The organism is Bacillus thermotolerans (assembly GCF_000812025.2).
GTDB lineage: Bacteria > Bacillota > Bacilli > Bacillales > Domibacillaceae > Quasibacillus > Quasibacillus thermotolerans.
Map to the genome: position 1 here is coordinate 21,086 of NZ_JWJE02000044.1, position 11,834 is coordinate 32,919.

The following is an 11,834-nucleotide window of genomic DNA, read 5'->3' on the forward strand; positions in this document are numbered from 1 at the left end:
CGTTTTTTATAAAATTGGTCGTTTATTTTCCAAACTGAGGAATGTGATGGTCTCCGATCGATACATGAATGACCTTTGGTTCGGTATAAAACTCAAACAGCGCATAACGGCCGCCTTCGCGTCCGATTCCGCTATCCTTCATGCCGCCAAATGGGATGCGCAGGTCGCGTACGTTTTGCGCATTGATCCAGATCATGCCGGCCTCCACCGCCTGTGCAACGCGGTGTCCGCGCTTCATGTCATTCGTCCAGACAAACCCCGCAAGACCGTAACGGACGTCGTTTGCTGCCTTAATGACTTCTTCTTCCTCTTCAAATTCAATGACTGCCATGACAGGACCAAAGATTTCTTCCTGGCAGACTCTCATTTCATTCTTTGCATTTAGAAGCAGCGTCGGCGGAACAAAGTTGCCGGCTTTTACTTCCTCCGGCACTATGCCTTGAATAACTTCACAGCCCTCTTCCTTTGCCAGCTCAATGTAGCTGTTTACTTTGTTGAAATGCTGTTTTTCAATCAGCGGGCCAAGCTGCGTGCCGGTATCCATTGGATCACCGATTTTGATCTTCATCACCCGCTGCTTCAGCTTCTCGACAAATTCGTCTTTAATGTTTTTATGCAGGAAGACACGGGAGTTGGCTGTGCAACGCTCGCCGTTGAAGGAGAAAATGCCCCATACCGCGGCATCCAGCGCACGATCCAAGTCGGCATCATCAAATACGATTAATGGCGACTTTCCTCCGAGCTCCATGGATGTTTTCTTTAACGTATCGGCTGCATTTTTAATAATCGTTGAGCCGGTCGTAGTTTCTCCTGTGAATGAAATGGCTTTGACATCCGGATGAGCAACCAATGCGGCTCCGGCCGTTTCACCAAACCCATGTACGACATTAAATACACCTTTCGGCAACCCTGCTTGATCCATGATTTCGGCGAGCTTATTCGCCGTTAAAGGAGAGAGCTCAGCCGGCTTTAAAATAACCGTATTGCCTGTAGCCAGGGCGGGAGCGACCTTCCACGTTTCGAGCATAAATGGCGCATTCCACGGTGTAATCAAACCGATTGGTCCAAGCGGTTTGTACACAGTGTAATTAATAAATTCATCATCCACCGGGTAGGAATCTCCATGCAGACCCGTTTCCACCATGCTGGCATAGAAGCGGAAGTTTTTCGCTGCGCGTGCTGTCTGCTTGCGCGTCTGGCTGATTGGAAGCCCTGTATCCAGTGATTCCAAGTAAGCAATCTCTTCTGCAGCGTCATCGATCAAATCAGCAATACGATGAATACAAGAAAGACGTTCTTCTAGCTTCATTCGTCCCCAAGGGCCTTCTTCAAATGCTCTTTTTGCGGCCGCAACTGCTCGATCAATTTCTTCTTTGCCGCCTTCCGCTACCAGGTTATTCACTTCGTTTGTAAACGGATTGACATTTTCAAAGGTCTTTCCAGATACAGACTCTATAAATTCGCCATCGATGTATAATTTCACATCTTTTACGCGTTTGTGTACCAATTCAATTTGCCCAGCTGTTTGTACTGGCATCAAGATTCAACTCCTTATCTGTTGTTTAGTTGGCTGATACGCCTGCCGGCAAGATATTATAAGACTTCAATACTTCGCGAATTTCCTCTTGAAGCTCCTGTGTAGGCAGCGCCATCGGCTTGCGGAGAACCGGCTCGATTTTGCCCATCATGCCAAGTGCTGCTTTCACTGGTGCCGGATTGGTATCTTTAAACAGAACATCGTTGAGCGGCATCAATTCGTAATGGAGCTCAAGTGCCCGCTCAATGTTTCCTTCGGCAAATGCGTTATGCATTTCTGCTACCTGTGCCGGCGCCACGTTTGCTGTCGCACTAATAGAGCCTGATCCGCCGATCGCAAGCATCGGATAGCAAAGCAGCTCAATTCCGGAGAACAATTTGAAATCCCGCCCGCAGTTTAAAAGTACGCGGTTCACATGTTCGAAATCTTTATTTGACTCCTTCGCTCCGATAATGTTCGGGCAGTCTTCCACTAAACGCTTAAGCGTTTTTACTTCCATGTTGACACCCGTGCGTCCTGGAATGTTATAGATGATAATTGGAATATCCACCGCATCCGCAATCGTTTTGTAGTGGTTATAAAGCGCATGCTGGGAAGGTTTATTGTAATAAGGCACGATGACCATGGCAGCGTCCGCTCCCATTTCCTGGGCCGCTTTCGTTAAACGAAGCGCTTCGTTATGGTTTACCGAGCCTGTGCCAGGTGCAAATGGTACGCGGCCGCCGATCGTTTTTACAGCTGTTTCCATCACCTGCTCTCTTTCTTCCACTGTTAAGGAGCTCGGCTCACCAGATGTACCTGTCACTGAAATGCCATGGCTTCCGCTTTCAATCTGCCAATTAATTAAGCTTTTGAATGTTTCCAGGTCCAGGCTTTCATCCTGCTTAAACGGTGTAATCACCGGGGCAATCGATCCTTTTAATTTTTCTTTTGCTTCTTGGATTTTTGACATATGCTCTCTCTCCTTTTTTATTTCTGGCACCTTATTGTGTATATGTGCCTTGTGATTAAATAATTAAATGAAAATCACTAGAAAAACTAATTTTGTAGTGGTATCGCTTTCAAAAATAACTTATCATGGGACTAACAATATTAAAAATATTTAAAAAATTTGTAATCCATACAAAAAACGTATGAGTAGAAAGGGAGGTATCCTATTGGACATCCGTCAACTTCGCTATTTCACAGCGATCGCTGAGGAGAAACAAATTACACGGGCCGCCAAACGGCTTCACATCGCTCAGCCGCCTTTGAGCCAGCAGCTGAAGTCACTGGAGGACGAACTAGGAATTCTTCTATTCGAACGAAAAGCTCGAAGCCTTGAATTAACAGAAGCAGGAGAAGTACTTTATCAAAAGGCCAAACATTTGCTGGAGAAGGTAGAAGAGGCTGTATTAGAAGTAAAGGAAGTAGGTGATGGCTTGAAAGGAGTATTATCGATTGGCTCCGTGAAAACCTGCTTCTCCTATATTCCCGAGCGGCTTCTTTATTTCAGAGAGAATTATCCACTCGTCACCTTTCGTCTAAAAGAAGGAGATTCATCATTGCTTGCGGACTATGTAAGAAGCAGAGAGGTAGAATTAGCCATCGTTCGACTCCCGCTTGATATGGAGGATTTCTCCTGTCTCCCTTTGCCGACTGATCAATTCGTGGCTGTGTTGCCTGAATCGTGGTCTGTCCCTTCGGCTCTTCAAACAAAGCAGCTTAGTGATATGCCGCTTATGCTGCTGCATCGTACCAACGGGGTTGGTCTTTACGAACTTGTTGTCAATAAGCTGAAGGAGCATCAGCTTGAACCAAATATCATTTGTGATTGTCCTGATGCGGCCATGCTTCTTTCTCTTGTGCGTTCGGGCCTGGGTGTAGCACTTTTGCCCAAATCCACCTTGCCCTCTTTTTCTATGCAAGGCTTAAAGATGGTCCCTCTTGAAGATTGTCTTATTGAGTCGGAATCAGCCGTAATCTGGCTCAAAGACCGCTATTTATCCAAGAAAGCCCAGCGCTTTATCGAAACCTTTCAATCTATAGAACTAGCAGCCGATGGAAGATAGGGGGAAGCTGCCCCATCTTCCATTTTTCCTGTCTATCCCCCCCTGTGTTCCCATATGAAAAGACTATACTCTCCATACAGAACAAGTATGCAAATCTGCGAAAAGGCTATATTTTTTTCAATAACTACCTTGTATGATAGGAATAGTCTATAGACAATAATTTGAATATTCTAACTAATAGGAGGGATACAATGCTTGGAATGGAAGATCCGATTATTGCACTTGCCTGGATCGGTACTATTGTTTCTATGATTGGCTGTGTTGCCTTTGGAGTCATTATGTGGAATCGCGGGGAGGAGGAATAAGGCATATGAACTTTACCATTTTAATCCCAATGATTCTCGTATATACCGGTATTATGTCAGCGCTGGCCTACTATGGCTATAAAACGACCCGCACCGAAGCAGATTACTTAGTGGGCGGCCGCCAGATTCACCCGACTGTCATGGCACTCTCTTATGGAGCTACCTTTATCAGCACATCCTCTCTCATTGGGTTTGGCGGAGTTTCCGCCTCACATGGCTTTGGACTTCTATGGCTCTGCTTCTTGAATATTGTGTTTGGTGTCTTTCTTTCGTTTGTATTCTTCGGCACGCGTATACGGAAGCTATCCAATCAGCTTGGAGCATATACCTTTGCCGAACTTTTAGGTAAGCGTTTCCAATCTAAATTTATTACCGTTTTTGCGGGCTTGGTTATTTTCATCTTAATGCCGGCATACACCAGCATTGTGCTTGTCGGCGGCGGTCGCTTCCTTCAGGAAACACTCTCCATGAACTATAATGTCGCCCTTCTCGTACTGGCCATCATCGTTGGTCTCTATGTATTAAGCGGTGGCATCAAAGCCGTTATGTATACTGATGCGTTCGCGGCTATTGTGATGTTCATAGGTATGTCCCTCTTTTTGTTTATGGGATATAAAGCTGTAGGCGGCATTATCGATGGCCACGCCGGGCTAACCGCCTTAAAAGGCCTCGTGCCGCCTGAGCTGGCGGAGCAGGGACATAGAGGATGGACCTCTATGCCTGAATTAGGGTCACCGCTCTGGTGGTCACTCGTAAGCACGATCATCATGGGTGTTGGGATCGGCGTGCTGGCTCAGCCACAGCTGATCATGCGCTTTATGACGGTAAAAAACAACCAAGCTCTGTATCGTTCGGTGGTGGTCGGCGGAGTATTCATTTTCTTCATGACCGGTGCAGCCTTCATGCTCGGACCGATCAGTAACCTATACTTCTATGAAAGAGAGGGCATGCTGGCCATGGAGGTTGCGCAAGGCAATGTAGACCTTGTTATTCCAGCCTTTATTAATCATTTAATGCCGGATTGGTTCGTCTATCTCTTTACCCTTACACTCTTATCCGCAGCGATTTCAACGATTAGTTCCTTAATTCATCTGCAAGGCTCTGCATTCGGACAGGATATTCTGAAGACACTCGGCGTGAAATCCCTTTTCGGCATGGATGCTTCCCGCATCGGAGTATTGATCGGCATCCTCGCTGCTGTGGCTTTATCTTATATCCTGCCGGGCGGCGTGATTGCGCAAGCGACCGCTTTCTGGTTCGGCATTTGTGCAGCCGGCTTTCTTCCTGTCCTGCTCGGCACTCTTTTTTGGAAGCGCTCCACTAGGGCAGGGGCCAAGGCCAGCATGCTCGTCGGCTTTGGTATCAGTATCTTCGGCTTCCTCTTTCTGCATCAGAAGGAAGCAGCGGCTTTTGGCTTATCAGAGCTGATTTTTAATCGGGAAACGTTATTCGGTTACCCGATGACTCATATTGACCCGCTATTCTATGCGCTGCCTCTGTCAGCGATTACCTTCGTGGCAGTCAGCCTGCTGACAAAAAAAGAGGAATTCGAAGCAGAAGCGCCCGACCAGGAAAAAATGGATGATAAAATCGGCTGAACAACAAAAAAAGAGACCCGCTATTCACACGGGTCTCCTTTTTTATGCAATTACTTCTTTTCGTTTGCAATCAATGTTCCCACGATCTCAGCTACCCGGCTGCCGACCTCCGACGTGGAAGCGGAGCCCTTCATATCCGGCGTTAACACTTCACCTTCCACCATCAGCTGTTCAATCGCCTGCAGCACGTTCTTGCCGCGGTTCTCATAGCCAAAGAAGTCGAGCATTTGGCTGGCGGACCAAATCGTCGCAAGCGGGTTCGCGAGCCCCTGCCCCGCAATATCCGGCGCAGAACCGTGAACCGGTTCGAACATGGACGGGAAGTCACGCTCCGGATTAATGTTCGCTCCGGCAGCCAAGCCGATACCGCCGGCAAGCGCCGCTCCAAGGTCCGTCAGAATGTCGCCGAACAGATTCGACGTCACGACCACTTCAAAGCGCTTTGGATCTTTAATCATCAGCATCGCCGCCGCGTCCACCAGGTAAGACGCCGTCTCGACCTCCGGATATTCCACGCTGACTTCCTCAAATACTTGATCCCAGAACACCATCGAATAATTGAGCGCGTTCGCCTTCGAAATGCTCGTTAACGAACGGCCTTCCTTCTTCGCCGTTTCAAACGCGTAGCGAATGATCCGCTCCGTGCCTTTGCGTGAAAATACGCCGTTTTGCATGACGACTTCATGCGGCTGCCCTTTGAAGAGCCAGTCGCCCGCTCCGGAGTATTCGCCCTCACTGTTCTCGCGGATAAACAGCATATCCACGTCTTTTCGGTCCACATCGACAAGCGGCAAATGCGCCCCGTCAAGAAGCTTTACCGGGCGAATGTTCACATACTGGTCAAAACTCTTGCGAATGCGCAGCAGCAAATCCCATAACGAAATGTGATCCGGCACTCCCGGGAAACCGACGGCTCCCAAATAAATGGCGTCGAATTCCTTCAGCTTCTCAATGCCGTCTTCATCCATCATTTTTCCGGTTTTCGTGTAATACTCGCAGCCCCATGGGAAATATGTATAGTCAAAGGCGAACGTGCCGTCTGCTTCCGCCGCTGTATTTAGCACTTTAATCCCTTCGTCAATTACCTCCGGACCAATTCCATCGCCAGCAATCACTGCAATCTTCCATGTTTTCATATGTATCCCTCTTTTGTTGTGGTTTATTTCTTGCCAAATGGGCAATTCGCGAAATGAGTGGGAATCTCCTTCTTTTTGAGGAAATATTTTTTATCCCAGCTTACCACAACAACTGAAGGAATGAGAAAAGCAAGCCTTCTCTCCTTGTGGAAAAGGCTTGCTTTCTTCGTGAAGATGATATGTTTTAAGAGGCTTTATGGAATAATCCCATAACCTCCAGTGTCGGTGTAATATTGACAAAAGCACAAGCATCCGCTTCTTGAATCATTTTCTTAACATCTGTCAGCTGATGACGGGCGATCACCGTAACCAGAATAGCCCGGCCCTCGCCTGTGTATGCTCCCTCACCGTTCATTAGCGTCACACCGCGGTATAAGTTAGCCAAAAGCTGCTCCTTCACTTCTTCCCCTTTAGAAGTAATAATGGTTAACGTCAGCTTAACATGGCTTGTATGAATCATATCAATGACTTTCCCTGTTGCAAAAATCGCGATCATCGTATGAAGAGCCGCATCCCAGCTGAAAATAAACCCGGAGGCCAGCACAACGACCCCATTCATCGCTGTCAATAAGGAACCGAGTGGAAATTCCTTCTTTTGCGCCAGCAGCATGGCAATAATATCGAATCCGCCAGATGACCCAGAAGCCCGGAACACAAGACCAATGCCGAACCCGGTAATGACTCCGCCGAAGATAGCTGACAAAATCGGTTCAGTGGACAACGGCACAATTGGAATGACATACAGACTGACCGAAATAGCTACTACCGACAGAATCGTGTAAGCGATAAACCGCTTGCCCAGCATCAGAAAGCCAAGAATCAGCAGCGGCAGATTCAAAAGGAAGTTGACCGTACCTGTATTAAGCGGGGTAATGAGCCCGAACATAATGGCTATGCCGCTAAGTCCGCTGCTAAGCACTTCATGCGGAATTAGAAAAAAGTTATACGCCACTCCTACAAGAAACGAGCCAATAATGATGCTTATTACATTCTTCATCTACCTTCTCCTTTCTCCCATCCTAAGTCAAAATTATTATAAGTGAGAAACCGGGAATAACGGAGATGATAGTTTTTTCAGAAAAACCTAATTGAAGGACAAACGCCCGCACCAGCATGAACCAATAGGCGCCTATCTGAATATGTTACTATATCATCCTGTCTGAAAGGAGAAGGGACGATGGATGCGATGAACAGCTTTAAGCGGAAGGGGAACTACCCTTTTCAGCAGGCGGACCATCCGGTTTTTCCGATGGAGCACCTGCACGAGGTCAAAAGCATGATCAAGCATTACCATTCTATTTTGAATGAGGATTTCTGGTCGCAAGTTCATCAGCTAAGCATGAACAAACACCAGTCCATTCAACTCTTTCCTATTGAAATCTGGGAAAGCGAAGACTATATTTACTTATCCGTTATCATACCTGGTCTCGCAAACTTCCAGCAGGTGAGGCTGCGTTTTCATAATGACCAGACAGCCGTCCTGCACATTCACTCCCCCTCTTCTAAACCTGGCGACGCCCAGACGCTTGTCAAGAGCGAGCTGCCCCAACAGCCGTATGAACGTGACATTTGTTTTCGAACTCCAGTAGACACTGCTGATTACTCGTTCAGCTATGAACATGGGGTACTCACCTACACGCTGAAAAAGAAAAAAGAGAGATTAGACATCCCATTTGATTTTTAAATGACAGAATGGAGGGAACGGTCATTCCTCAGTTTGAAATTAATATTGGTCAATTGAAGGTGATGCAGATTTCAGGCACCTCTTCACTCGTCGTCGGAACAGCCGAATATAAAGCACCAGCCAGCCAATCTAAAACAACGAACGGAGTAGGGAGCGCCTACGGAGACGGCTCTAATATTCACATGCGCCCCTATCAATCACCTGTCAACGATTCAGACGTAGCCGAGAAAATGGTTTCTCACACAGGCCCCGTCTCCCGTCCATTATTTTATTATCCATATTATCCAGCTGTACCTGGTCCTTACTATGCATATCATCAACCCATCCGCTAACCAAGAAGCCCGGCTAACGAAAGCCGGGCTTCTACTTGCCTAGGCAAGAAATAGTTATAGCTGCTTCTCCAGGAAAATCTCTAAAACTCCTCCCTCATAGTTGAACCGTACCGTTTGCCTGTTCACTTCTCCTGGCAGCTCAATCGTACGGTGGAAAGGCCCTTCATAGATTTCCTGAGTAATAGTGTGTTTGAGCTGCTTAGGGAGAGCGGTAATAACCTTTCCCTTTACCTCCAGCAGCCCTCGTTCATTAAAGAAAAGGCGCATGTTTTCCCTCTTAACTCCTGGAAGGCTGAGACGCAAATAATAAGAGCTCTCCAATTCAAACAAATCCATTCTTGGCGTGCGGACCTCCTGCTTAGGCTGGCTATGATTCATACAGCTCCCCCCATTTGAATAAGTATGGAATAGTTTATTCACCTCTGCACAAAAGAATGAGGCAGAACCGGCTGCAGGCAGCCTGCCCAGCTACGGCCCTTCATAAGGAGTGTTATGCATGCCCGCCTTCTCCAAGAAGCCAGATAACGAACCTTACCTGTACGGACAATTAGCCAACATATTCGAATACCACATTCAAAGGATAAAAATAGAGAAAGTAAAAGGCACTTTTCAGCTCGGGCATCTCATCGAACAAGAAAGGATAAGCGAAAACAGCCTTCATCGTTTTTTCATTGGAGAGATCAAGATAACGGAGGTAGAGGGAACGGGAACAGTCGGCATCGGTCTGACCCAAAAAGGAAGCAAAAAGGAAGAAGCACTCCTCTCTCCACAGAAAGCGGATAAAGAGATCCAATCAATTTATCAAGACAGTCAATCTTTATTAAATATAAACCAAGTTCCCCGCTTTCTTCAAAGACTGGCTGTCAGAAAGCCCGTGCTCAAGGCCGTATGGAATGATATTAAGCGCTCTTGGCAGACAAGCGCCCCTTTCGACCGTTTTTATGAGAATGTCTTAGCCTTATTAGATGAACTGCCCCTCCCTTCAAGCCATTCTACCCGTGTTTATATTCCCTCCTCCATTCGTATGGAGGCAGCTGACAGCCTGGAGGAACAAGCCAAGGCGCTGTTCATTGCTCTCATGATTCTTCAATATTTACTGCCAGGAGAAGTGAAGGTAAACCATTTGAAGAGACAAAAAGTACAGGCAGAAAAGCTTCAGCTCTCCTCCGGCCACCCTAATGCCCAAAGCATGCTTCAGGCAATAAAAGAGGGACTGCAGATAAAGCAGCTTCCGTCTACTCTCAAACAGCTTGAGGAGCATGCTTATGCCTTGCATGCTCTCCTTTTCTCCATCCTTCAGCCGCTTGTGCAGAAGGAGCAATTAGAATTGTATGTCCACCATCTAAATGCTTTGTATGCTCAAACGATTAAACAAGTATCCTTTGATCTTTCCCTGACTGAACTAACAGCAGAGGAATGGAGCTTTCTCTTTACACAAGCAGCCGAACACTTGGAGGAAGCTGAGAAGCATTTGCTGCTGAATTATCCGCTTGCGCTGATGTGTGACAGAGAAACAGAGAAGAGCTAGCCAGAACTCAGAAAAAAAACGATTGCCCCTATATTGGACAATCGTCTTCTTGCTTACGATCTTTAATCCTCCAGCCCAACCTCGGTTTGCTTGGACTTCAGTGGATTATCAATCGCATCATTATCAATAATAGGAGAACCAACCGGCGACTGATTAATGACATCGAAGTCCCCGTATGTCTGGCCCAGCGAGATGGTCTTATTTTGGCTATGGAGATTCGTTAACGAAGACTCTCCCGTATTGAACGAAGCTGTGTTTTGCATGTTATTGATTTTGATACTGCCAAAAATATTAATAATTAATCCATCTGTTTCAATTAAGCGAGCCACCTGCTCTCACTCCCTGTTAAAGAGGCTTTATTGTAGGGTATGTGAAAGTTTCCAAATGGTGCTCCCTGCCTTCCCAAAAGTAAAATACCCGTTGCCAGGAAGCAGCGGGCTATCACTTTTATTTGTCTGTATAGAACTCAGCTGGAATAGGACCAAAAGCACGACGGTGATAAAGCATTGGATCCTTGCTCTTATCAATTTGAATGTCCTTGACATTCCCAATCAGCACTGTATGATCGCCAGCTTCTACAGCTTTAAATGTCTCACATTCGAATACGCCGAACGCTCCCTCGATAATAGGGAGACCATTTTCAGACATTTCCCACTTGCATTGGCTGAAGCGGTCCACGCCTTTCGTAGCGAACGTCATGCATAAATCCTTTTGATCGCCCGCAAGCACGTGCACAGCGAACTTGCCGCCTTCTGTAAAGGCTTTAATTGTGGATACACCATGGTCAATGGACCAAAGCACCATCAAAGGGTCCAGTGAGACAGATGCGAAGGAATTAACCGTTAAGCCAACCGGTGTTCCGTCCTCCGTCACGCCCGTTACAACTGTTACACCTGTTGGGTAATTCCCCATGACTTCTTTAAATACTGCTTGTTTTTCCGCTTTATCCATTTTTCTCTCCCCTTTACTATGTACTTTCCTTTACTTTAACAAAAAATAAAGAAAAACTCGCTCAAAACGACTTTGTTTTATTGAATATTCTTTATATATTATATCACAATGCTCACCTGCAGCGGGCCGGTTGAAACGCGAAGAAAATAATTGCGGCAGGAGGCATAGTCCTTATGGAATCAGCTCCTCAAGAAAAGCCCCGTTTCTAGAAAACGGGGCTTCACTTAAACGCATGGTTTCTGATGCTTTTACTGTGCAGCTTCTGGCATCGGCATTTCCTGCGCGCTATTTATTACTTCTTCAGGTACTTGAATAGGCTCAACCTTATTAAAGTTGCTGTACACCATATTCATCGTTTGAGAGGTTTGCAGCTCGTTGCCTTCTGCATTCATCGACATATCCATTACTACGTCCATTTTCGTTGTTTGGAAGGATTCTTTTTGAACCTCCCACGACTAAAGTCGCGGGATTCTATTGCCCTTTCGGGCAGTAAAACCCTAAGACTTGTCGTCGTAGAATTCCTGCTTCATCAGGACTTGCCTGGCTGTTCCCAGGGCTTACTGTCCCTCCATTACTGTTAAAAAACAGTACCCGACGCCGCAGCCCGCAGCCGTAGCATCGGCAGGCACACCCCGCCGTTCCAGCGGTGTATGGGACACGGAAATCTTAAGCCGTAGCCAGCTCTTCTTGAAGAAGCCGGAGGCCTTCTTTT

At 46.7% G+C, this 11,834-nt stretch carries 13 protein-coding genes and 1 pseudogene; 6 read left to right on the forward strand and 8 right to left on the reverse strand.

All coding sequences use genetic code 11. The annotated features are described in order from the left end of the window. Positions 1-22 precede the first annotated feature (22 nt). Together hpaE and hpaI are read right to left on the reverse strand one after the other, a co-directional pair. Positions 23-1,537, reverse strand: a complete 1,515-nt coding sequence (gene hpaE, locus QY97_RS14525; RefSeq protein ID WP_046128438.1) for a 5-carboxymethyl-2-hydroxymuconate semialdehyde dehydrogenase — start codon at positions 1,535-1,537, stop codon at positions 23-25. Positions 1,538-1,562: 25 nt separating this feature from the next. Continuing rightward, the gene (hpaI, locus tag QY97_RS14530; protein WP_039232859.1) at positions 1,563-2,489 is read right to left on the reverse strand and encodes a 2,4-dihydroxyhept-2-ene-1,7-dioic acid aldolase; all 927 of its coding nucleotides are present in this window, start codon (positions 2,487-2,489) and stop codon (positions 1,563-1,565) included. A 205-nt stretch (positions 2,490-2,694) separates the two neighbouring features. On the opposite strand from hpaI, the gene QY97_RS14535 reads away from it, so the two are divergent. The 3 genes from QY97_RS14535 to QY97_RS14540 all read left to right on the forward strand — a co-directional run bounded on the left by QY97_RS14535 (position 2,695) and on the right by QY97_RS14540 (position 5,491). After that, entirely contained in the window at positions 2,695-3,588 is an 894-nt protein-coding gene (locus QY97_RS14535; RefSeq protein ID WP_039232862.1) for a LysR family transcriptional regulator, read from the forward strand. Between the two features lie 191 nt (positions 3,589-3,779). Continuing rightward, entirely contained in the window at positions 3,780-3,893 is a 114-nt protein-coding gene (locus QY97_RS21085; protein WP_326497381.1) for a symporter small accessory protein, read from the forward strand. A gap of 5 nt (positions 3,894-3,898) precedes the next feature. Then, complete coding sequence (locus QY97_RS14540) at positions 3,899-5,491, forward strand: sodium:solute symporter family protein (protein WP_039232864.1); 1,593 nt, start codon at positions 3,899-3,901, stop codon at positions 5,489-5,491. A gap of 50 nt (positions 5,492-5,541) precedes the next feature. Here the strand turns inward: QY97_RS14540 and QY97_RS14545 are convergent, their stop codons facing one another. Together QY97_RS14545 and QY97_RS14550 are read right to left on the reverse strand one after the other, a co-directional pair. Beyond that, positions 5,542-6,627 (reverse strand): tartrate dehydrogenase, encoded by a 1,086-nt coding sequence (locus QY97_RS14545; RefSeq protein ID WP_039232866.1) that lies wholly within the window; start codon positions 6,625-6,627, stop codon positions 5,542-5,544. A 184-nt stretch (positions 6,628-6,811) separates the two neighbouring features. Beyond that, positions 6,812-7,624 carry a YitT family protein gene (locus tag QY97_RS14550; RefSeq protein WP_039232869.1) on the reverse strand — a complete coding sequence of 271 codons (813 nt, stop codon included), beginning with the start codon at positions 7,622-7,624 and terminating at the stop codon, positions 6,812-6,814. Positions 7,625-7,804: 180 nt separating this feature from the next. Here QY97_RS14550 and QY97_RS14555 point away from each other — a divergent pair, with 180 nt between their 5' ends. Continuing rightward, positions 7,805-8,311 (forward strand): Hsp20/alpha crystallin family protein, encoded by a 507-nt coding sequence (locus QY97_RS14555; protein WP_039232872.1) that lies wholly within the window; start codon positions 7,805-7,807, stop codon positions 8,309-8,311. An 8-nt stretch (positions 8,312-8,319) separates the two neighbouring features. Continuing rightward, positions 8,320-8,643 (forward strand): spore germination protein, encoded by a 324-nt coding sequence (locus QY97_RS14560; protein ID WP_039232874.1) that lies wholly within the window; start codon positions 8,320-8,322, stop codon positions 8,641-8,643. 54 nt (positions 8,644-8,697) lie between these two features. On the opposite strand, the gene QY97_RS14565 is transcribed toward QY97_RS14560, so the two are convergent. After that, positions 8,698-9,021: an Hsp20/alpha crystallin family protein gene (locus tag QY97_RS14565; RefSeq protein ID WP_039232877.1), complete on the reverse strand. Its 324-nt coding sequence runs from the start codon at positions 9,019-9,021 to the stop codon at positions 8,698-8,700. Between the two features lie 118 nt (positions 9,022-9,139). Here QY97_RS14565 and QY97_RS14570 point away from each other — a divergent pair, with 118 nt between their 5' ends. Then, entirely contained in the window at positions 9,140-10,171 is a 1,032-nt protein-coding gene (locus QY97_RS14570) for a hypothetical protein (RefSeq protein WP_039232880.1), read from the forward strand. A 62-nt stretch (positions 10,172-10,233) separates the two neighbouring features. Here QY97_RS14570 and QY97_RS14575 read toward each other — a convergent pair whose 3' ends face one another. The 3 genes and pseudogenes from QY97_RS14575 to QY97_RS20525 form a co-directional block, all read right to left on the reverse strand. After that, on the reverse strand, positions 10,234-10,500 hold the full coding sequence (locus tag QY97_RS14575; RefSeq protein WP_039232883.1) for a spore germination protein: 267 nt from the start codon (positions 10,498-10,500) through the stop codon (positions 10,234-10,236). Between the two features lie 118 nt (positions 10,501-10,618). Next, the gene (locus QY97_RS14580) at positions 10,619-11,122 is read right to left on the reverse strand and encodes a flavin reductase family protein (protein ID WP_039232886.1); all 504 of its coding nucleotides are present in this window, start codon (positions 11,120-11,122) and stop codon (positions 10,619-10,621) included. Positions 11,123-11,370: 248 nt separating this feature from the next. Then, positions 11,371-11,559 (reverse strand): annotated as a pseudogene (locus tag QY97_RS20525) (DUF6612 family protein); the annotation flags it as partial. Between the last annotated feature and the right edge of the window lie 275 nt (positions 11,560-11,834).

Excerpts from the sequence above, each read along its gene's own strand:
- QY97_RS14565 (WP_039232877.1), bottom strand. The coding sequence starts at position 9,021 with ATGAATCATAGCCAGCCTAAGCAGGAGGTCCGCACGCCAAGAATGGAT.
- QY97_RS21085 (WP_326497381.1), top strand. The coding sequence starts at position 3,780 with ATGCTTGGAATGGAAGATCCGATTATTGCACTTGCCTGGATCGGTACT.
- hpaI (WP_039232859.1), bottom strand. The coding sequence starts at position 2,489 with ATGTCAAAAATCCAAGAAGCAAAAGAAAAATTAAAAGGATCGATTGCC.
- QY97_RS14550 (WP_039232869.1), bottom strand. The coding sequence starts at position 7,624 with ATGAAGAATGTAATAAGCATCATTATTGGCTCGTTTCTTGTAGGAGTG.
- QY97_RS14560 (WP_039232874.1), top strand. The coding sequence starts at position 8,320 with ATGGAGGGAACGGTCATTCCTCAGTTTGAAATTAATATTGGTCAATTG.
- hpaE (WP_046128438.1), bottom strand. The coding sequence starts at position 1,537 with ATGCCAGTACAAACAGCTGGGCAAATTGAATTGGTACACAAACGCGTA.
- QY97_RS14540 (WP_039232864.1), top strand. The coding sequence starts at position 3,899 with ATGAACTTTACCATTTTAATCCCAATGATTCTCGTATATACCGGTATT.
- QY97_RS14580 (WP_039232886.1), bottom strand. The coding sequence starts at position 11,122 with ATGGATAAAGCGGAAAAACAAGCAGTATTTAAAGAAGTCATGGGGAAT.
- QY97_RS14555 (WP_039232872.1), top strand. The coding sequence starts at position 7,805 with ATGGATGCGATGAACAGCTTTAAGCGGAAGGGGAACTACCCTTTTCAG.
- QY97_RS14545 (WP_039232866.1), bottom strand. The coding sequence starts at position 6,627 with ATGAAAACATGGAAGATTGCAGTGATTGCTGGCGATGGAATTGGTCCG.
- QY97_RS14570 (WP_039232880.1), top strand. The coding sequence starts at position 9,140 with ATGCCCGCCTTCTCCAAGAAGCCAGATAACGAACCTTACCTGTACGGA.